This window comes from Stenotrophomonas sp. CS3K5 (assembly GCF_059515225.1).
In genome coordinates this window covers 77,856-97,217 of the sequence record NZ_JCAKRX010000004.1, presented here as the reverse complement: position 1 = coordinate 97,217, position 19,362 = coordinate 77,856, and the positions used below count along the sequence as shown (strand labels likewise).

At 67.3% G+C, this 19,362-nt stretch carries 18 protein-coding genes; 12 read left to right on the top strand and 6 right to left on the bottom strand.

The window, feature by feature from the left end; translation table 11 throughout:
• Positions 1-125: 125 nt before the first annotated feature.
• The 3 genes from AC5YGJ_RS07695 to yidD are packed head-to-tail and all read right to left on the bottom strand — an operon-like array spanning position 126 to position 2,576.
• Positions 126-974, bottom strand: coding sequence for a M23 family metallopeptidase (locus AC5YGJ_RS07695; protein ID WP_496186205.1), 849 nt, complete (start codon positions 972-974; stop codon positions 126-128).
• Entirely contained in the window at positions 974-2,320 is a 1,347-nt protein-coding gene (locus AC5YGJ_RS07690) for a dihydroorotase (protein WP_409460265.1), read from the bottom strand. Before AC5YGJ_RS07690 ends, AC5YGJ_RS07695 begins: the two co-directional genes overlap by 1 nt.
• 1 nt (position 2,321) lies before the next feature.
• Positions 2,322-2,576, bottom strand: coding sequence for a membrane protein insertion efficiency factor YidD (gene yidD, locus AC5YGJ_RS07685; RefSeq protein WP_496186204.1), 255 nt, complete (start codon positions 2,574-2,576; stop codon positions 2,322-2,324).
• A 271-nt stretch (positions 2,577-2,847) separates the two neighbouring features.
• On the opposite strand from yidD, the gene dksA reads away from it, so the two are divergent.
• Positions 2,848-4,077, top strand: coding sequence for an RNA polymerase-binding protein DksA (gene dksA, locus AC5YGJ_RS07680; RefSeq protein ID WP_249843456.1), 1,230 nt, complete (start codon positions 2,848-2,850; stop codon positions 4,075-4,077).
• A 630-nt stretch (positions 4,078-4,707) separates the two neighbouring features.
• Here dksA and AC5YGJ_RS07675 read toward each other — a convergent pair.
• Genes AC5YGJ_RS07675 through cysS form a run of 3 tightly spaced genes read right to left on the bottom strand, consistent with a single transcriptional unit; the run spans position 4,708 to position 7,835 of the window.
• On the bottom strand, positions 4,708-5,955 hold the full coding sequence (locus AC5YGJ_RS07675; RefSeq protein WP_496186203.1) for an MFS transporter: 1,248 nt from the start codon (positions 5,953-5,955) through the stop codon (positions 4,708-4,710).
• Positions 5,952-6,404, bottom strand: coding sequence for a SufE family protein (locus tag AC5YGJ_RS07670; protein ID WP_107230990.1), 453 nt, complete (start codon positions 6,402-6,404; stop codon positions 5,952-5,954). Before AC5YGJ_RS07670 ends, AC5YGJ_RS07675 begins: the two co-directional genes overlap by 4 nt.
• A gap of 54 nt (positions 6,405-6,458) precedes the next feature.
• Positions 6,459-7,835: a cysteine--tRNA ligase gene (gene cysS, locus AC5YGJ_RS07665; protein ID WP_496186202.1), complete on the bottom strand. Its 1,377-nt coding sequence runs from the start codon at positions 7,833-7,835 to the stop codon at positions 6,459-6,461.
• Positions 7,836-8,022: 187 nt separating this feature from the next.
• Between cysS and AC5YGJ_RS07660 the strand changes: the two genes are divergently transcribed.
• The 11 genes from AC5YGJ_RS07660 (at position 8,023) to AC5YGJ_RS07610 (ending at position 19,324) form a co-directional block, all read left to right on the top strand.
• Positions 8,023-8,586, top strand: coding sequence for a glycine zipper 2TM domain-containing protein (locus tag AC5YGJ_RS07660; protein ID WP_107230988.1), 564 nt, complete (start codon positions 8,023-8,025; stop codon positions 8,584-8,586).
• A gap of 318 nt (positions 8,587-8,904) precedes the next feature.
• On the top strand, positions 8,905-9,915 hold the full coding sequence (locus AC5YGJ_RS07655; protein ID WP_249843459.1) for an N-acetylornithine carbamoyltransferase: 1,011 nt from the start codon (positions 8,905-8,907) through the stop codon (positions 9,913-9,915).
• Positions 9,916-9,983: 68 nt separating this feature from the next.
• A complete protein-coding gene (locus AC5YGJ_RS07650; RefSeq protein WP_409460263.1) occupies positions 9,984-11,177 on the top strand; it encodes an argininosuccinate synthase in 1,194 nt (397 codons plus the stop codon).
• Between the two features lie 132 nt (positions 11,178-11,309).
• A complete protein-coding gene (locus AC5YGJ_RS07645; RefSeq protein WP_496186201.1) occupies positions 11,310-12,398 on the top strand; it encodes an acetylornithine deacetylase in 1,089 nt (362 codons plus the stop codon).
• A gap of 25 nt (positions 12,399-12,423) precedes the next feature.
• Positions 12,424-13,752, top strand: a complete 1,329-nt coding sequence (locus tag AC5YGJ_RS07640; protein ID WP_461294299.1) for an acetylglutamate kinase — start codon at positions 12,424-12,426, stop codon at positions 13,750-13,752.
• 3 nt (positions 13,753-13,755) lie between these two features.
• Positions 13,756-14,358: a GNAT family N-acetyltransferase gene (locus AC5YGJ_RS07635; protein ID WP_496186200.1), complete on the top strand. Its 603-nt coding sequence runs from the start codon at positions 13,756-13,758 to the stop codon at positions 14,356-14,358.
• On the top strand, positions 14,355-15,308 hold the full coding sequence (gene argC / locus AC5YGJ_RS07630) for an N-acetyl-gamma-glutamyl-phosphate reductase (protein ID WP_249843464.1): 954 nt from the start codon (positions 14,355-14,357) through the stop codon (positions 15,306-15,308). Before AC5YGJ_RS07635 ends, argC begins: the two co-directional genes overlap by 4 nt.
• 20 nt (positions 15,309-15,328) lie before the next feature.
• Positions 15,329-16,624: an argininosuccinate lyase gene (gene argH / locus AC5YGJ_RS07625; protein ID WP_496186199.1), complete on the top strand. Its 1,296-nt coding sequence runs from the start codon at positions 15,329-15,331 to the stop codon at positions 16,622-16,624.
• On the top strand, positions 16,624-16,887 hold the full coding sequence (locus AC5YGJ_RS07620) for a YciI family protein (RefSeq protein WP_496186198.1): 264 nt from the start codon (positions 16,624-16,626) through the stop codon (positions 16,885-16,887). The genes argH and AC5YGJ_RS07620 overlap by 1 nt, the downstream gene beginning before the upstream one ends.
• Before the next feature lie 11 nt (positions 16,888-16,898).
• Positions 16,899-18,056 (top strand): glutamate 5-kinase, encoded by a 1,158-nt coding sequence (gene proB / locus AC5YGJ_RS07615; protein ID WP_496186197.1) that lies wholly within the window; start codon positions 16,899-16,901, stop codon positions 18,054-18,056.
• On the top strand, positions 18,053-19,324 hold the full coding sequence (locus AC5YGJ_RS07610; protein WP_496186196.1) for a glutamate-5-semialdehyde dehydrogenase: 1,272 nt from the start codon (positions 18,053-18,055) through the stop codon (positions 19,322-19,324). The genes proB and AC5YGJ_RS07610 overlap by 4 nt, the downstream gene beginning before the upstream one ends.
• Positions 19,325-19,362: the final 38 nt, after the last annotated feature.

The window sequence follows — 19,362 nt, the reverse complement described above, 5'->3', positions numbered from 1 at the left end:
GCTCCTGGTAGCTGCGGACCTTGGTCCGCACGTTCTGCGGGATCGTGCCGACCAAGGTCGGCACCTACCAAGTCGCATTGCGGTAGATCCACGCCATGCGTGGATGAATCCCCGATTCGCGCGCGTTATTTGCGTTCCAGCACCAGCAATGGGTCGATACGGGTGTCGAACCAGTTCATGCCCCAGTGCAGGTGCGGGCCGGTGGCACGGCCGGTGGCGCCGACCGCCGCAATCACCTGGCCCTGTTCCACACGGTCACCGACCTTCACGTCGATGCGCGACAGGTGCAGGAAGTTGGAGCTGACTCCGAAGCCGTGGTCGAGCAGCAGCGTGCCGCCGGTCAGGTACAGGTCCGGGCCGGCGAAGGTGACGATACCGGCCGCCGGCGCCTTCACCGGCGTGCCGGTCGGCACCGCGATATCCATGCCGGAGTGACCCGCGCCCGGCTGGCCGTTGTACACGCGTGCGTTGCCGAAGCGGCCGCTGATGCGGCCCTGCACCGGCCAGATGAAGGTCTGGGTGAAGTCGGTGCGGTCGTCATCGCGGGCACGCGCCGCCGTTACCTGTGCCTGTTCGCGCTTGATCCGCTCGGCAATGGCCGGCGGCGGATTGACCGTCTTCGGCGGCACGCCGTTGACCCGCTCGGTCGGCCAGTCGCGCGGCGTCACCGCGATGGTCACCGTTTCGCTGCCGCCGTCGGTGCGCTGCACCTGCACGCGCAACGGGCCCTTTTCGTCGCGTCCGATGCCGAACACCACGCTGCCATAGTTGCTCACCCGCAGCTGGCGGCCGGCGTACTGCACGCGGCTGCCGGCCGGGACCTTGCCGATCACCAGCGCGCCCTGCGACGCGCTGGCCGGAAACACCACGCGGCTGTCGATCAGGCTGCCGATGGCATCCTCTGCGCTTGCCGAAGATGTGCAGAGCAGGGGCGCGGCCAGCAGCAGCGCCCCGGTCAGGAGAGCCGCGCGCATCAGCGGTCGTAGGTCATGCGCTGGCCGGCCGGTTCGCCGACCAGCGTGCTGCCGTCCCACACCAGCTGGCCGTTGACCCAGGTCGAGGCCACGCGCGAACGGAAGGTGGTGCCTTCAAACGGCGACCAGCCACACTTGGACAGCACGTCCTCGCGCTTGACGGTGAACGGCACGTCTTCCACCAGCACCAGGTCGGCGAAGTAGCCTTCGCGCAGGAAGCCGCGCTCTTCCACGTCGAACAGCTGGGCCGGCGCATGCGCGAACTTCTGCACCACCTGCTCGCGGGTCAGCTTGCCCTCGTGCACGCGCTCCAGCGCGGCCACCAGCGCGTACTGCACCAGCGGCAGGCCCGACGGCGCCTGCGCGTAGGGCTTCTGCTTCTCTTCCCAGGTGTGCGGGGCGTGGTCGGTGGCCAGTACGTCCAGCACGTCGTCGGCCAGCGCGGCGGTGATCGCCTCGCGGTCGGACACTTCCTTGATCGCCGGGTTGCACTTGATCAGGTTGCCCTTCGTCGCGTAGTCCGGGCGCGCGAAGTGCAGGAAGTGCACGCAGGTTTCGGCGGTGATCTGCTTGCGGCTGCCGTCGGCGCGGATCAGCGGGCCCTTCTCGAACAGTGCCAGCTCGTCGGCGGTGGAGATGTGCAGCACGTGCAGGCGGGTGCCGTGCTTGCGGGCCAGCGACATGGCCAGGCGGGTGGACTTGATGCAGGCCTCGCGCGAACGGATGTCCGGGTGCATGTCCGGAGTCAGTGCTTCGCCGTACTTCTCCTGGAACGCCTTCAGGTTGGCATCGATCATCGGCGTGTCTTCGCAGTGCGTGATGATCGGAGTGGGGCACTCGCGGAAGATCGCGTCCAGCGTTTCCGGGTTGTCCACCAGCATGTTGCCGGTGGACGCGCCCATGAACACCTTCACGCCCGGCGCCTTCTTCGGGTCCAGGGCGCGGATCGCGTCGAGGTTGTCATTGCTGGCGCCGTGGTAGAAGCCATAGTTGGCCCAGGCGCGGCCGCGCGCGAGCTCGTACTTCGCTTCCAGGATGGTCGAATCCAGCGTGGGCGGATTGGTGTTGGGCATGTCCATGAAGCTGGTCAGGCCGCCGGCCACGGCCGCCGCCGATTCACTGGCGATGTCGCCCTTGTGGGTCAGGCCCGGTTCGCGGAAGTGCACCTGGTCGTCGATCATGCCCGGCAGCAGCCAGCGCCCGGCCGCGTCCACCACCTGTTCGCCGTCGCGCGGCGTCAGCCCGCTGCCGATCTGCGCGATGCGACCGTTCTCGATGCGCAGGTCGCCGTCGAAGGTGCGGCCTTCGTTGACCATGCGGGCATTGGTGATGAGCGTGGAGGACATGTCAGTGTTTTCCTGTGCAACGGCAAGAGGGGGCGTGGAGAGACTCGGGCACTGGATCGAAGCCGCCGGGGTGGAACGGATGGCAGCGGCCCAGCCGGCGCGCGGCCAGCCAGCTGCCGCGCAGCGGACCGTGGCGGGCGATGGCATCCATGGCGTATTCAGAACAGCTGGGCACGAAGCGGCAGCGCGGCCCCAGCAGGGGGCTGATGAAGCGCTTGTAGAAGCGCAGCAGGGCAATGAGCAGGCGCGAGATCACCCAGTCATCTTATGCCAGTTGGCATGAAGGCCGCATTTGTGCAGGATGGGCCGTTGGTCGCATGTCGCCGATGGCCTGCGACCGCTGTCGGCACCACTGGGTGCCGGCCAGGTTCCGTACCGCGCAAGGCGGTCCGTGTTCGTCGGACCGCGCTTTGGGTGCCTTGGCTCCAGGACTGAATGGAGCAGGGCGCCGAGGTTGCTGCTGCGGGTCGGGTAGGCTATAAAGGCCCGCTTTCCCGGGCCCCGGGGAATCCAAGGAAGAGCGTTTCGTGGCTGCTAAAAAAACTGCAAAGAAGGCCGCAACGGCCGCCAAGAAAACCGCCAAGCCTGTTGTGAAGAAGTTGGCGGCAAAGCCCGTTGCCAAAAAGCCGGCCAGCAAGGCGGTGACCAAGGCAACGTCCTCGCAACCGGCGGCCAGGAAGGCCACCGCGAAGAAAGCACCGGTCAAGGCGACCAAGCCGGTGGCAAAGAAGGCCGCCGCACCCGCCAAGGCCAAACCTGCTGCTGCCGGCAAGAAGGTGCCGGTGGTGAAGAAGGCTGCGAGCAAGGCCGCGCCGGTGAAGAAGGCCGTCGCCAAGCCGGTGGCGAAGAAGCCCGCCGCCAAGCCGGCGCCGAAGGCGGTGGTGAAGAAGGCCACCGCCAAGCCGGTTGCCAAGCCGGCGGCGAAGAAGGTCGCTGCGGCCAAACCGGCCGCCACGCCTGCTGCTGTAAAGAACGTTGCCAAGAATGTCGCCGTACCGGCCGCCAAGCCGGCCCCGGCCCCCGTAGTGAAGTCCGCACCGAAGCCTGCTGCCAAGCCGGCTCCGGCCAAGCCTGTCCCGGCCAAGACCGTGGCAGCGGCAGCAGCCCAACCGGCTCCCAAGCCGGCCCCGGCCGCCGCTTCTGCTGCATCGAAGGCCCCGCAATCCAAGAATCCCGTGCCCGTTTCGAAATCGCCTGCCAAAACCGCCGTGAAATCCGATTCCGCCCCGAAGACCGTGTCGCGCCCTGTCGGCAAGGTCGCCGTCGCTGTCGCCGCCCGATCGGCGGCACCGGCCCCGCGCAGCAAGTACAAGGTGGTCGAGTACAAGACCGACGAGGCCACCGGCCGCCCGATCCTGCCGGCCGGTTACAAGCCGTCCTCGGAAGAGGAATACATGAGCTCGCTGCAGCAGGAGTATTTCCGCCAGCGCCTGCAGAACTGGCGCGCGGACCTGGTGGAAGAGTCCAAGCAGACCATCGAGAACCTGCGCGAGGAAGTGCGTGACATCGGCGACGAAGCCGAGCGCGCGACCCGCGAGACCGAGAACTCGCTGGAGCTGCGTACCCGCGACCGCTACCGCAAGCTGATCGGCAAGATTGACAGCACCCTCAAGCGCCTGGAAGCCGGCGACTACGGCTACTGCGTGGACACCGGTGAAGAAATCGGCCTGGAGCGCCTGGAAGCGCGCCTGACCGCCGAGCGCACCATCGACGCCCAGGAGCGCTGGGAGCACCTGCAGAAGCAGCAGGGCGACTGATTCCTGATCGTTGTGTGGTCATGCGAAAAACCCGGCCTCGGCCGGGTTTTTTGTTGGGTGTGGTTGGCTGGGTAGAACGGCGCCTTCCAGGTATCGGGTGGAGCCTGCGGGTGGGTCCGGGCAGGACACGCTGCAAGTACATCCCTGTAAGCTCGGCCGCGGCATCCATGCCGCGGACGGTCCTGCCCGGCCCCACCCGCAGGCTCTCGACGGTTTCCTGCGTGCGCGGTTGCTGTAAAGCCGAGCCCATGCTCGGCTCGGGCCGAAGGCGCGGGCTTGGAGGGAGGAATGAGAGTAAAGACCGCCACTTCGCTCGCCGGGCATGGTCCGGCGCTACCGAAGCCTGCGTGCGCGGCTGCGGCTCTTGACTTGAGTCCGCCTTGTAGCGAGCCGAGCACCGCAGGGGAATCAGGGGCGAAGAGGCGCCGCTGTTTGAGCGCAGCGAGTTCGGCGCCGTCCCCTGATTCACCGAGGAGCACAGGGCACCGGCGCGCAGCGCCGGCTCGCGGATGGTGGAGCGTTTCTTTGGTTACTTTCTTTTCGCGAAAAGAAAGTGACAAGCCCAATCATCGAGGGAGAGCAACGGACCCAGCCAAACGCCCGGCGCCGCTGAATCCGCTGTTCGCAGCATCACTGCAGGTCGCGAAGATTCAACTTCCGCAGCGTCGGGTTCTTCCACGCCGTGATCCCGGCCACGCTCAGCACTGCAAACCCGCCCAGCACCACCGCCGGTACCAGGCCGAGCAGGCGGGCCATGGTGCCGGCATAGAACGCGCCCAGCTCGTTGGACGAGCTGATGAAGATGCCGTTGATCGACGATACCCGCCCACGCATTTCTTCCGGCGTGGCCAACTGCAGGATGGTCGAGCGGATCACCACCGAGACGCCATCGAACGCCCCGTAGAACAGCAGAATCAGTGCCGACAGCCAGAAGTGCTGGGACAGACCGAAGCCGATCACGCACAGCCCGAACCCGGCCACCGCGCACAGCAGCACGCGGCCGGCATTGCGATGCAATGGATGGCGGGCCAGCCACAGGCCCACGCACACCGAACCCAGTGCCGGCATCGCGCGCAGGACGCCCAGCCCCTCCGGGCCGTGGTGCAGGATCTCGTGCAGGAACGCCGGCAGCATCGCCACCACGCCGCCCAGCAGCACCGAGAACATGTCCAGCGCCATCGCGCCGACCATGATGCGGTTGCCGACCACGAAGCGGGCACCTTCGGCGATGCTCTTGAAGATCGGGGCGGCCGGACCGGTGCGCACCGGTTCGTCGACCTTCAGCGTGGCCAGGCAGGCCATCGCCACCAGCGCGAAGGCGGTGGCCACCGCATACGACAGGCCCTTGCCGCCGAAGCCGACCAGCACGCCGCCCAGTGCCGGGCCGGCGACCATGCCGGCCTGGAACACCACCGCACCCAGGCCGGCGCCGCGCGCGAACTGGTCGCGGGCCAGCACGCGGGCGAACAGCGCGTTGTAGATGGGCGAGAGGAACGCCCGGACCATGCCGGTCAAGGCGATGGCCGCATAGATCGGCCACACGCCTTCAAAGGGTAGCCAGCCTGTAGCGACGCCGGTCAATACCAGTGCGGTGGCGATCAGCCCGGAACAGGCGGCCATGCCCAGCCGGCGGCGCGGCAGATGGTCGACCAGGTAGCCGGCAAACGGCGCCACGCAGAAGAACGGCAGCACCTCGGCCAGCCCGATCAGGCCCAGCGAGAACGGATTGCGGGTGACTTCGTAGATATGCCAGCCGACGGTGACCGCAACCACCTGGTAGGACAGCATCGCAAAGATGCGGTAGGCCAGCAGCTTGGCGAAACCGGGCCGGGACAGCAGGCCCAGCGCGGTGTCTTCGGCCGTGGCAGGCTCGCTCACGGCTGTTCGCGCTGCAGCTGCGCCTGCGCGGTCTCGCGGATGAAGGCCAGCATCGCCGCCACGCCGTTGCTGCGGGTGGGTGAGAGGTGGCGGGCCAGGCCGATGTCCTGGATGTAGCTCGGTTCGGTGGCCACGATCTCCTGCGCCGAGCGCCCGGAGTACACGCGCAGGGCCAGGAAGATCAGACCGGAGACGATGGCCGAATCGCTGATGGCGTGGAAGCGCAGCGACTGCGCGTTGCCTTCGGGCACGATCCAGACCATCGACTGGCAGCCCAGCAGGCGATGCTCCTCGGTCTTCCAGTCTTCCGGGAAGGCCGGCAGCTTGCGGCCGAGGTCGATCAGGTACTGGTAGCGCTCGGACCAGTCGCCGAAGAAGCCGAATTCCTCGGCGATGGCGGCCTGGGCCTCGGCGGCGGTGGGTTCAAGCGGGAACGGGGAGTCGATCACAGCAGTCTCTACAGTGGGGGCGTGGCCGGCGGACCGGCCACGGGGCAGGACAGGTCAGCCGCGCTTGCGCGACCAGCGCACGCCCTGCGGGGTGTCGTCCAGCACGATGCCTTCAGCGGCCAGCTGGTCGCGGATGGCGTCGGCACGAGCGAAGTCACGCGCCTTCTTGGCCGCAGCGCGTTCGTCGATCAGGCCCTGGATGCGGGCATCATCACCGTCGTCGCCGGCCGCGGTACCGAACCACTGCGCCGGGTCGGCCTGCAGCAGGCCCAGCGCCAGGCCCGCGCCCAGCAGCTCGCCCTTCAGGCGCGCCTGCTCGGCCGGATCGGTGGCGCGGCGTGCATCGGCGGCGATGCGGGCCACTTCGGCCAGCGCCTGCGGGGTATTCAGGTCGTCGTCCAGGGTCGCTTCGACGCTGGCCGGGATGACCGCCGCGGCCTCGATCGACGCCAGTTCGCGCAGGGTCCCGTACAGGCGGTCCAGGGTGCGCACCGACTGCTCGATCAGGCCGTCGGTCCAGTCCAGCGGCTGCCGGTAATGGGCCGACAGCAGGGCCAGGCGCAGCGCTTCCGGCGGGTGCTGGCGCACCAGGTCGTGCACGCGCTCGATGTTGCCCAGCGACTTGCTCATCTTGGCGCCGCCGAAGTTGAGCATGCCGTTGTGCAGCCAGAAGCGGGCGAAGATCCTGCCGCCGTGGGCGCATTCGCTCTGCGCGATCTCGTTCTCGTGGTGCGGGAACTGCAGGTCGACGCCGCCGGCGTGGATGTCGATGGTCTGGCCCAGATGCGCGGCGGCCATTGCCGAGCACTCGATGTGCCAGCCCGGACGACCACGGCCCCACGGCGATTCCCAGCCGGGCAGGTCGTCGGTGGAGGGCTTCCACAGCACGAAGTCGCCCGGGTCGCGCTTGTACGGGGCGACATCGACGCGGGCGCCGGCCAGCATCTCTTCCGGATCGCGGCGCGAGAGCTTGCCGTAGCCATCGAAGCTGGCCACCGCGAACAGTACGTGGCCCTCGGCGGCGTAGGCGTGGCCGCTGCCGATCAGCTGCTCGATCATGGTGATGATCTGCGGCATGTGCGCGGTCACTTCCGGCTCGATGTCCGGCGGCGCCACGCCCAGCGCGGCCATGTCTTCACGGTAGGCCGCAGCGAAGCGGTCGGTGATGGTGCTGATCGGCACGCACTGTTCGCGCGCGGCCGTGTTGATCTTGTCGTCCACGTCGGTGATGTTGCGGGCGTAGCGCAGTGCGCCGAAACGGCGGCGCAGAAGATCGGCCAGCACCCCGAACACCACCGGGCCACGGGCGTTGCCGATGTGCACGTAGTTGTAGACCGTCGGGCCGCACACATACAGCGTCGGACAGGCCGGGTCGAGCGGGGTGAACGGTTCGAGCTGGCGAGTCAGGTTGTTGTGCAGGCGCAGGGTCATGGGGCTGTGGCTGGGGGACAAGCCTTCGATTTTAGAACGTGTCGAGCCCCTTTGGGGCGCCCGCTGCCACCGGTGGACGCCGCGCCCGCCCAGGGTGGGGTGGGCAGGAGCGGCGTGGACGGGTAATGTTCAGCCCCTTGTGCTCGTCACTGCCTACACTATTGCCGTGTCCTTGCTCCCGTCGCCAATGAAATCCACCGCGTTGCTGACCCTGGCCTGCCTGTCGGCGCTGCCCGCCGTGGCCCTGGCGCAGGAGGCCGAGCCCCGCAACCGGGTGGTGATCGTGGAGAACGTGAAGTTCGACTATGCCCAGGTGCTGAACGTGGAGCCGGTGTTCCAGACGCTGCGCGCGACCCGTACCGAGGAGCATTGCGAGCCGGTATCGACCCGCACCCTGGCCCCGGTCAACGTCACCGGTGAAGAGCCGGTGGAGGACAAGGGGCGGATCGGCCGTTTCTGGGATTCGGTGCGCTCGATGTTCAAGCGCAGCGACGAGGAGGCGACCGAAGAGGCCGCCACCGAGACCCCGGCTCCGGCCCCGGCCAACAATGGGCCGATGCTGACCCGTGATTGCCGCATCGTGCCGGTGGGGCGTGAATTCCGCCGTCCCATCGCCTATGACGTGGACTACGTCTACAAGGGCACCAAGTACCGCTCGCGGCTGCCTGAGGATCCCGGCAACCGGCTCAAGATCCGGGTGTCGATCACCCCATGGGTCGGCCCCGAGCAGGGCACCGCCAGCAATCCCTGATTTCGGGACCGCTGCCCCTTGCGCCGGCTCCGGCCACATGCAAAGATTGCCGGCCATGAAGCTCACCGACTTCCAGCACGACAGCAGCGCAGCCCGACAGGCGTCGGGCATGACCTCGCGTGCGCGTCGACCGGAACCCCACATTCTCGCTGGGTAACCGGAGCTTTTTGCTGTTCGTCCGAAAAAAACCCAGCCCGCCGGCTGGGTTTTTTCGTTTACGCGTTCTGAAAGCTGCAACTGCAACCTTTTCGATCCACCTTTGGTTCCTGCTTTCCCTTCCACCGCGTCGAACCCGGCGCCGCTACGCAAGGAAAAATGATGTCTCCCAAGCACTTCCTGAACACCCAGGACTGGAGCCGCAGCGATCTCGACGCGCTGCTGACCCAGGCGGCGCTGTTCAAGCGCAACAAGCTCGGCGACCAGCTCAAGGGCAAGTCGATCGCGCTGGTGTTCTTCAATCCGTCCATGCGCACCCGCACCAGCTTCGAGCTGGGGGCGTTCCAGCTCGGTGCCCACGCGGTGGTGCTGCAGCCGGGCAAGGATGCGTGGCCGATCGAGTTCAATCTCGGCACGGTGATGGATGGCGATACCGAAGAACACATCGCTGAGGTGGCCAAGGTGCTGGGCCGTTACTGCGACATCATTGCGGTGCGTGCGTTCCCGAAGTTCCAGGATTGGGCCTACGACCGCCAGGATGTGGTCCTGCAGAGTTTCGCCAGGTACTCGCCGGTGCCGGTCATCAACATGGAGACCATCACCCATCCGTGCCAGGAACTGGCCCACATCATGGCACTGCAGGAGCACTTCGGCACCCAGGACCTGCGTGGCAAGAAGTACGTGCTGACCTGGACCTATCACCCCAAGCCGCTGAATACCGCCGTGGCCAACTCGGCGCTGACCATCGCCACCCGCATGGGCATGGACGTGACCCTGCTGTGCCCGACCGCCGACTACATCCTCGACGACCGCTACATGGGCTGGGCCGAGCAGAACGTGGCCGAGAGCGGCGGTTCGCTGAAGATCAGCCATGACATCGACAGCGCCTACGCTGGTGCCGATGTGGTCTACGCCAAGAGCTGGGGCGCGCTGCCGTTCTTCGGCAACTGGGAGCCGGAAAAGCCGATCCGCGACCAGTTCAAGCACTTCATCGTGGACGAGCGGAAGATGGCGTTGACCAACAACGGCGTGTTCAGCCACTGCCTGCCGCTGCGCCGCAACGTGAAGGCTACCGACGGCGTGATGGATTCGCCGCAGTGCATTGCCATCAACGAAGCCGAGAACCGACTGCACGTGCAGAAGGCGATCATGGCCGCCGTTGCCGGGCGCTGATTTCCAGGCATTGAAACAATCCGCCGGGCATGGCCCGGCGCTACCCCACCCGATTGGACATTACCCCCATGAGCAACAAAGACGTCGTTCTCGCCTTCTCCGGCGGCCTGGATACCAGCTTCTGCGTGCCTTACCTGCAGGAGCGCGGCTACAACGTGCACACCGTGTTCGCCGATACCGGCGGCGTGGATGATGAAGAGCGCGATTTCATCGAAAAGCGTGCCGCCGAGCTGGGCGTCACCAGCCATGTGACCGTCAATGGCGGCCCGGCCATCTGGGAAGGCTTCGTCAAGCCGTTCGTGTGGGCCGGCGAAGGCTACCAGGGCCAGTACCCGCTGCTGGTGTCCGACCGCTACCTGATCGTCGATGCCGCGCTGAAGCGTGCCGCCGAACTGGGCACCAACATCATTGCCCACGGCTGCACCGGCATGGGCAACGACCAGGTCCGCTTCGACCTGGCGGTGAAGGCGCTGGGCGACTACCAGATCATCGCGCCGATCCGCGAGATCCAGAAGGAACACACCCAGACCCGCGCCTACGAGCAGAAGTACCTGGAAGAGCGCGGCTTCGGCGTGCGCGCCAAGCAGCAGGCCTACACCATCAACGAGAACCTGTTGGGCGTGACCATGTCCGGCGGCGAGATCGACCGTTGGGAAGCGCCGGGCGAAGGCGCGCGTGGCTGGTGCTCGCCGCGCAGCGAGTGGCCGGAACAGGCGCTGACGGTCTCCCTGAAGTTCGTCGAAGGCGAAGCGGTTGAACTGAACGGCAAGGCGCTGCCGGGCGACCAGATCCTGGCCCAGCTCAACAAGCTGTTCGCCCCGTATGGCGTTGGCCGCGGCGTGTACACCGGCGACACCGTGATCGGCCTGAAGGGCCGCATCGTATTCGAGGCCCCGGGCCTGGTCTCGCTGCTGGCCGCACACCGCGCGCTGGAAGACGCCGTGCTGACCAAGCAGCAGAACCGCTTCAAGCCGGACGTGGCGCGCAAGTGGGTGGAGCTGGTGTACGAAGGCTTCTACCACGACCCGTTGAAGACCGACATCGAAGCGTTCCTGAAGTCCTCGCAGGCCAAGGTGAACGGCGAGGTGGTACTGGAAACCCGTGGTGGCCGCGTCGATGCAGTGGCGGTGAAGTCGCCGCACCTGCTCAACACCAAGGGTGCCACCTACGCGCAGTCGGCCGACTGGGGTGTGGAAGAGGCCGAGGGCTTCATCAAGCTGTTCGGCATGAGCTCGACGCTTTACGCGCAAGTCAACCGCTGAGCGGTTGACCACGCATTCCGCCTTAACCCTGCGCCGTTGGCGCGCCCCCTTCAACAAGAAGGGGGCTCTCCACCAGACGCATTACGGTAGCGCCGGGCCATGCCCGGCGGAATTCCACAGGATCTTTGATTCATGCTTGAACAGACGCTCTCGCATCTGCAGGCCCTGGTGTCCTTCGACACCCGCAACCCGCCGCGTGCGATCACCACCGGTGGGATCTTCGATTACCTGCGCGACAACCTGCCCGGGTTCAACGTCGAGGTGATCGACCATGGTGCCGGTGCGGTCAGCCTGTACGCCGTGCGCGGTACGCCGAAGTACCTGTTCAACGTGCACCTGGACACGGTGCCGGACTCGCCGCACTGGAGTGCCGACCCGCACGTGATGCGGCGCCTGGATGACCGCGTGGTCGGCCTGGGTGTATGCGACATCAAGGGTGCGGCCGCTGCACTGGTGGCTGCGGCCAATGCCAGCGATGGTGATGCCGCGTTCCTGTTCTCCAGCGACGAGGAAGCCAACGATCCGCGCTGCATTGCCGCGTTCCTGGCCCGCGGCATTCCGTACGAAGCGGTGCTGGTGGCTGAGCCGACCATGAGTGAAGCGGTGCTGGCGCACCGTGGCATCAGCTCGGTGCTGATGCAGTTCGCCGGCCGTGCCGGGCATGCCTCCGGCAAGCAGGATGCCGCCGCCAGCGCGCTGCACCAGGCCATGCGCTGGGGCAACCGCGCGCTGGACCATGTGGAATCGCTGGCTTCGGCGCGCTTTGGCGGGCTGACCGGCCTGCGCTTCAACATCGGCCGCGTCGAAGGTGGCATCAAGGCCAACATGATCGCGCCGGCCGCCGAAGTGCGCTTCGGTTTCCGCCCGCTGCCGTCGATGGATATCGACGCGTTGCTGGCGACCTTTGCAGGCTTCGCCGAACCGCAGGCAGCCCTGTTCACCGAAACCTTCCGTGGCCCGAGCCTGCCGGCCGGTGACATCGCCGAGGCCGAGAACCGTCGCCTGCTGGCGCGCGACGTGGCCGACGCATTGGATCTGCCGATCGGCAACGCGGTGGACTTCTGGACCGAAGCCTCGCTGTTCTCCGCCGCCGGTTACACCACGCTGGTGTTCGGCCCGGGCGACATCGCCCAGGCCCATACCGCCGATGAGTTCGTGACGCTGGACCAGCTGCAGCGCTACACCGACGCCGTACATCGCATCATCGCCGCCGGCGCCTGATTCTTCCCTTTCCGACGAAAACGAAATGTCTCCTGCCCTCCAGCCCCACCGCCAGACCCGCCAGACCATCGTGCGCCTGCTTTCCAGCATGGCCAGCGCGAAGGAGATCAGCCAGTACCTCAAGCGCTTCTCGCAGCTGGACGCCAAGCGCTTCGCCGTGGTCAAGGTCGGCGGCGCGGTGCTGCGCGACGATCTCGACGCGCTGACCTCCTCGCTGTCGTTCCTGCAGGAAGTCGGGCTGACCCCGATCGTGCTGCACGGCGCCGGCCCGCAGCTGGATGCCGAGCTGTCGGCGGCCGGCATCGAGAAGCAGACCGTCAACGGCCTGCGCGTGACCTCACCGGAAGCGCTGGCGATCGTGCGCCGGGTGTTCCAGCAGTCCAACCTGCGCCTGGTCGAGGCGCTGCAGCAGAACGGCGCGCGCGCCACTTCGATCACCGGTGGCGTGTTCGAGGCCGAGTACCTGGACGTGGATACCTACGGCCTGGTCGGCGAAGTGAAGAAGGTCAACCTGGCGCCGATCGAGGCCAGCCTGCGTGCCGGCTCGATCCCGGTGATCACCAGCCTGGGCGAGACCGCCGGCGGCCAGATCCTCAACGTCAACGCCGACTTCGCCGCCAACGAGCTGGTACAGGAACTGCAGCCGTACAAGATCATCTTCCTGACCGGAACTGGTGGCCTGCTGGATGAGGCGGGCAACGTGATCGATTCGATCAACCTGTCCACCGAGTACGACCACCTGATCGCGCAGCCGTGGATCCACGGTGGCATGAAAGTGAAGATCGAACAGATCAAGGATCTGCTCGACCGGCTGCCGCTTGAATCGTCGGTGTCGATCACCCGGCCGGCCGACCTGGCCAAGGAACTGTTCACCCACAAGGGCTCGGGCACGCTGGTGCGCAAGGGCGAAAAAGTGCTGCGCGCCACCGCCTGGAACGAACTGGACCTGCCGCGCCTGAAGGGCCTGATTGAATCCAGTTTCGGCCGCACCCTGGTGCCGGACTACTTCGAGAAGACCCGGCTGCTGCGCGCCTATGTCAGCGAGAACTACCGCACCGCGGTGATCCTCACCGACGAGGCCGAAGGCGTGTACCTGGACAAGTTCGCCGTGCTCGACGATGCACAGGGCGAAGGCCTGGGTCGCGCGGTCTGGAACGTGATGCTGGAGGAAACTCCGCAGCTGTTCTGGCGTTCGCGCCACGGCAACCCGATCAACCATTTCTACTACGCCGAATCCGATGGCTGCTACAAGCAGGACCACTGGAAGGTGTTCTGGTACGGCGCCGATGGCATCGACCGCATCCGTACCTATGTCGAACACTGCGCCCAGCGCGCCCCGAGCCTGCAGGGCTGAACGATGAACAACCCGGACGCCTGGAACCTGGTACCCACCCTGCGTGGTCAGCACGTTTCGTTGCAGCCGTTGCAGGATGAGCACGTGCCCGGCCTGCGTGCTGCGCTGGAAGGCAGCGGGCTGGACCAGCTCTGGTACACCCAGGTGCCGTCGCCGGAGCGCACCGAGGCCTATGTGCAGGCCGCGCTGCAGGCGCAGGCCGAAGGCAGGGTGCTGCCGTTCGTGATCTGTGATGCGGCCGGCGGCATCGTCGGCAGCACCCGCTTCTACGACCTGGACGCCAGCGTGCCCAAGCTCAGTCTGGGCTACACCTGGTACGCCCCGCGCGTGCAGCGCACCGGTGCCAACACCGAGGCCAAGCTGTTGCTGCTGCAGCATGCGTTCGAGGCCATGGGCTGCATCAGCGTGGTGCTGGAAACCAGCTGGTTCAACTTCACCTCGCGCACCGCCATCGCCCGCCTCGGCGCCAAGCAGGATGGCGTGCTGCGCAACCACAAGCGGCATGCCGACGGCACGCCGCGCGACACCGTCATCTTCTCCATCATCGATGCGGAATGGCAGGGCGTGAAGCGCCACCTGCAGTTCCGCCTGGACAGTCACGCATGAACGATTCGACTTTCACCCTGGGCATCGTCGGTGCCCGCGGCCATACCGGCGCCGAGCTGATCAAGCTGGTGGCCGCGCACCCGCGCCTGGAACTGGCCTTTGTGTCCTCGCGCGAGCGCGCCGGGCAGCGCCTGTCCGATCACCATCCGGAATTCCAGGGGGACCTGCAGTATGAGAACCTGGACGCCGATGCCGTGGCGGCCAAGGGCGTGGATGCGGTGATCCTGGCCCTGCCCAATGGCCTGGCCGCCCCGTTCGTGGCCGCGCTGGAAGCGGCGAAGCCGGACACGGTCATCGTCGACCTGTCGGCCGATTATCGCTTCGACCACAGCTGGTATTACGGGCTGCCGGAACTGACCCGGGGCCGCTACAACGGCCAGAAGCACATCAGCAATCCGGGCTGCTATGCCACGGCGATGCAGCTGGCGGTGCATCCGCTGCTGGATCTGCTGGCCGGTCCGCCGCAGTGCTTTGGTGTGTCCGGTTACTCAGGCGCCGGCACCACGCCCTCGGACAAGAACAACGTTGAACTGCTGGCCGACAACCTGATGCCGTATGCATTGACCAATCACGTGCATGAGCGCGAGGTGTCGGTGCGACTGGGCGTGGCCGTCGAGTTCATGCCGCACGTCGCGCCGCACTTCCGTGGCATCACGCTGACTGCGAACCTGTGGCTGAATCGCGCGCAGACCCGCGAGCAGATCGTCGAACGCTTCCAGCAGGCCTATGCCGGCGAACCGCTGATCGAGGTGGTGGATGAAGCGCCGTGGGTCAGCCGCATCGCCGGTCGTCATGGCGCCCAGGTCGGTGGCTTCACCCTGGCCCCGGGCGGCAAACGGGTGGTGGTGGTGGCGACCCTGGACAACCTGCTCAAGGGCGCGGCCACCCAGGCCATGCAGAACCTCAATCTCGCGCTGGGCATCGACGAACTGACGTCGATCCCGCACTGACCCCGCCTTCCGGAGCCCCCATGGCAGACCTTCTTTGGCAGAAGCCCGGCGTCGCTGTCGACGCCCAGATCCAGACCTTCCTCGCTGGCGACGACGTGATCCTCGACCGCGAGTTCTTCCTGCACGACATCGCCGCCAGCGCCGCGCATGCGCAGGGCCTGCAGCACATCGGCATCCTCAGTGCCGACGAGCTGGCTGGACTGCTGCGCGAACTGGAGGTGCTGGCGCAGGACTTCCGCGACGGCCGCTTCGTGCTGGACGCGCGGTACGAAGATGGTCACTCGGCCATCGAAGTCCGCCTGACTGAACGCCTCGGCGATGCCGGCCGCAAGATCCACACTGGCCGCAGCCGCAACGACCAGATCCTGGTGGCCACCCGCCTGTGGCTGAAAGAGAAGCTGCAGCGCGTGGCGCAGGTCAGTACCGACGTGGCCAAGATTGCACTGGACCGTGCGCAGGCCGAGAAGGATCTGCCGATTCCCGGCTATACCCACATCCAGCGTGCCGTGGTGTCCTCGGCAGGCATGTGGTGGGCCGGTTGGGCCGAAGCCTTCATCGACAACGCCATCCGCGCGCGCGACACCCATGCACTGGTGGATGCCAACCCGCTCGGCACTGCCGCCGGCTACGGCGTGAACCTGCCGCTGGACCGTGAGCACACCACCGCCGCGCTCGGCTTCGCGCGCATGCAGATCTCGCCGATCTATGCCCAGCTGTCGCGCGGCAAGTTCGAGCTGGCTGCGCTGGAAGCGCTCGGTGGTGCCACGCTGGACCTGCGCCGCATCGCCTGGGACCTGTCGCTGTTCACCAGCGCCGAGTTCGGCTTTGTTGCGTTGCCGGCGCAGTACACCACCGGCAGCTCGATCATGCCCAACAAGCGCAACCCGGATGTGATCGAGCTGATGCGTGCCACCCACGCCAGCGTGGCCGCCGCGCGTACCGAGATCGAACAGTTGCTGTCGCTGCCGTCGGGTTATCACCGTGACCTGCAGTCGTCCAAGGGCGCCATCTTCCACGGTTTCGGCCGTGGCCTGGCCGCGCTGGAGCTGCTGCCGGCGCTGCTGGCCAATCTGGAATGGCGCGATGACAAACTGCGCGCGGCGATCGACTCGGGCATGTATGCCACCGATGTGGCGGTGGAAGCGGCCGTGGCCGGTGTGCCGTTCCGCGAGGCCTACAAGGCCGCGGCGGCCGGTGCCGACAGTGCAGGGCAGGGACGCACGCCGGAGGGCAGTCTGGCCGCGCGCGTGTCGCCGGGCTCGGCCGCCGATCTGCGCCTGGATGAACTGCGCGCACGCTGGCAGGCGCTGTCCTGATGGCCGGCACCGTCTACCTGGTGCTGGCCATGCGTCGGCCTGATTTCAACGCGGCGGCCGTACAGCCGCACCGCGACTTCCTTGATGCGTTGCAGGCGCAGGGCAAGCTGCAGCTGACCGGCGGCTTCGCCGATGGCAGTGGTGGCGCCTACGTGCTGTGCGACGTGGACAGCCTAGCGCAGGCGCAGGCCATCGTCGCCACCGATCCGCTGGTGACGATGCAGGCCTCCGACCTGACCGTGCACGAATGGAACACCCGCTGAGGCCCTGACTGATGACCCTGCATGCCAGCCACGTCGCTTCGCCGTTCCCGGAACAGGCGCTGCCGCCGTGGCGGCGTGCGGTGCTGAAAGTGGGCAGCAGCCTGCTGGCCGCCGATGGCGGTGGCCTGTCGCCGCGGCATGCGCTGGGCCTGGCCCAGTTTGTCTCGGCCAACGTGCTGGCTGGGCGCGAGGTGGTGATCGTATCGTCCGGCGCGGTAGCGGCCGGTCGCGCGATCCTGCCGCGCGCCGACGAGCCCGGCGCGGCGATGGCCGCACGCCAGGCCCTGGCAGCGCTGGGCCAGGCGCAGCTGATCGGGCTCTGGCAGCGCTTCTTCGAGCGCCCGGTGGCGCAGGTGCTGCTGACCCACGACGACCTGCGCAACCGCCGCCGCTATCTCAATGCACGCGCCACGCTCAGCGAGCTGCTGCGGCTGGGCGCGCTGCCGGTGGTCAACGAGAACGACACCGTGTCGGTGGACGAGCTCAAGCTCGGTGACAACGACAACCTGGCCGCGACGGTGGCCGCGCTGGTCGATGCCGATGCGCTGTTCATCGCTACCGACATCGACGGGCTGTATAGCGCCGACCCGCGCAGCGTGGCTGACGCACGGCCGCTGCACGATGTCGCAGAGCTGAGTGATGAGGTGCTGGCGATGGCCGGCGGCGCGGGCTCGCGCGCTGGTACCGGCGGCATGCGCACCAAGCTGGAGGCCGCGGCGAAGGCCGGTCGCCTCGGCATCGAAACCTATCTGTTCAACGGCCGCAGTGGCGCGGTGGTACGCGCGCTGGCACAGGATCGCCTGTTCGGTACCCGCATTCATGCCGCACGCAGCCGCGAAGCGGCCCGCAAGCATTGGCTGCGCCACGCACCGCTGGCCGAAGGCGCGATCCTCATCGATGCCGGCGCGGCGCAGGCGATGCGCGAGAAGGGCGCCTCGCTGCTGCCCGGCGGCATCACCGGTGCCGAAGGGGCGTTCCGCCGTGGCGACATGGTGCAGGTGTGCTGGGACGCACCGCAGGGGCGGGTGTGCATCGCCCGTGGCGTCAGCCAGTACGCGGCCGATGACGTGCGCCGCATCGCAGGCCGCCATTCGCGCGACATCCAGGCCGTGCTCGGCTACAACTACGGTGGCAGCGTCGTCCATCGCGACGACCTGGTGCTGCCATGACCGGTTTGAAGGACATCCCGATGAGCAATATCCAAGCGCAGGCGCGGGCCTGCCGTGACGCGGCCCAGGTGGTTGCCGGCCTCGACAGTGATGCCCGGCGGGCGCTGCTGCTGGGCATGGCGCAGGCGCTGGAAGTGAACGCCGGGTTGATCCTGGCCGGCAACGCGCGCGATCTGGCGGCGGCGCGCGACAAGGGGGTGGGCAGTGCCATGCTCGATCGCCTGGCACTGGACCCGCCGCGCCTGTTGGCGATGGCCGAAGCGGTGCGCGAAGTGGCGGGGCTGCCCGATCCGGTCGGCCAGGTGACCCGCGACGACGTGCGCCCGAACGGCATCCGCGTGCAGAAGGTGCGCGTGCCACTGGGCGTCATCGCGATGATCTACGAGGCGCGCCCGAACGTGACCGCAGAAGCGGCGGCGCTGTGCCTGAAGGCCGGCAACGGCGTGATCCTGCGCGGCGGTTCCGAAGCGATCCATTCCAACACCGCCATTGCCCAGGCGCTGGCCGGTGCCTTGCAGGCCCATGGCGTACCGCCGGCCGCGGTGACCGTGCTGACCGACCTGCGCCGCGAAGCCATGCTGGAGCTGCTGCAGCTGCACGAACTGATCGACCTGGCGATTCCGCGTGGCGGCGAAGGCCTGATCCGTTTCGTTGCCGAGCATGCGCGGGTGCCGGTGATCAAGCACTACAAGGGCGTGTGCCATCTGTTCGTGGACGCCAGCGCCGACCTGGAAAAGGCCATCGACCTGCTGGTGGATGGCAAGTGCAGCCGGCCGGCGGCCTGCAATTCGCTGGAGACGTTGCTGGTGCACCGAGAGGTGGCCGATGCGTTCCTGCCGCACGTGGCGCAGGCGCTCGGCGAGCGTGGCGTGCAGCTGCGTGCCGATGCGGATGCGCACCCCCTGTTGCCGGGTAGCACGCTGGCCACCGAAGACGACTACGCTGCCGAGTTCCTCGATCTGGTGCTGGCGGTGCGCGTGGTCGACGATCTGGATGCGGCCATCGCGCACATCCGGACCTACACCTCCGACCATACCGAAGTGATCGCCACTGAAGACAGCGGCAATGCCGAGCGCTTCGTCAATGCGCTGCGCTCGGCGGTGGTGATGGTCAATGCGTCCTCGCGCTTCTCCGATGGTGGCCAGCTGGGGCTGGGCAGCGAGATCGGCATATCCACCACGCGCCTGCATGCGTACGGGCCGATGGGGCTGGAAGCGCTCACCGTCGAACGCTTCGTGGTGCGTGGCGAAGGGCAGACCCGCCGCTGATGTCCTGGCCGCCAGGCCTTCGGACCCGGTAGATCCAC

Excerpts from the sequence above, each read along its gene's own strand:
- AC5YGJ_RS07695 (WP_496186205.1), bottom strand. The coding sequence starts at position 974 with ATGCGCGCGGCTCTCCTGACCGGGGCGCTGCTGCTGGCCGCGCCCCTG.
- AC5YGJ_RS07690 (WP_409460265.1), bottom strand. The coding sequence starts at position 2,320 with ATGTCCTCCACGCTCATCACCAATGCCCGCATGGTCAACGAAGGCCGC.
- cysS (WP_496186202.1), bottom strand. The coding sequence starts at position 7,835 with ATGACCCTGCGCCTGCACAACAACCTGACTCGCCAGCTCGAACCGTTC.
- AC5YGJ_RS07660 (WP_107230988.1), top strand. The coding sequence starts at position 8,023 with ATGAAATCCACCGCGTTGCTGACCCTGGCCTGCCTGTCGGCGCTGCCC.
- AC5YGJ_RS07655 (WP_249843459.1), top strand. The coding sequence starts at position 8,905 with ATGTCTCCCAAGCACTTCCTGAACACCCAGGACTGGAGCCGCAGCGAT.
- AC5YGJ_RS07650 (WP_409460263.1), top strand. The coding sequence starts at position 9,984 with ATGAGCAACAAAGACGTCGTTCTCGCCTTCTCCGGCGGCCTGGATACC.
- AC5YGJ_RS07645 (WP_496186201.1), top strand. The coding sequence starts at position 11,310 with ATGCTTGAACAGACGCTCTCGCATCTGCAGGCCCTGGTGTCCTTCGAC.
- AC5YGJ_RS07640 (WP_461294299.1), top strand. The coding sequence starts at position 12,424 with ATGTCTCCTGCCCTCCAGCCCCACCGCCAGACCCGCCAGACCATCGTG.
- AC5YGJ_RS07635 (WP_496186200.1), top strand. The coding sequence starts at position 13,756 with ATGAACAACCCGGACGCCTGGAACCTGGTACCCACCCTGCGTGGTCAG.
- argC (WP_249843464.1), top strand. The coding sequence starts at position 14,355 with ATGAACGATTCGACTTTCACCCTGGGCATCGTCGGTGCCCGCGGCCAT.
- argH (WP_496186199.1), top strand. The coding sequence starts at position 15,329 with ATGGCAGACCTTCTTTGGCAGAAGCCCGGCGTCGCTGTCGACGCCCAG.
- AC5YGJ_RS07620 (WP_496186198.1), top strand. The coding sequence starts at position 16,624 with ATGGCCGGCACCGTCTACCTGGTGCTGGCCATGCGTCGGCCTGATTTC.
- proB (WP_496186197.1), top strand. The coding sequence starts at position 16,899 with ATGACCCTGCATGCCAGCCACGTCGCTTCGCCGTTCCCGGAACAGGCG.
- AC5YGJ_RS07610 (WP_496186196.1), top strand. The coding sequence starts at position 18,053 with ATGACCGGTTTGAAGGACATCCCGATGAGCAATATCCAAGCGCAGGCG.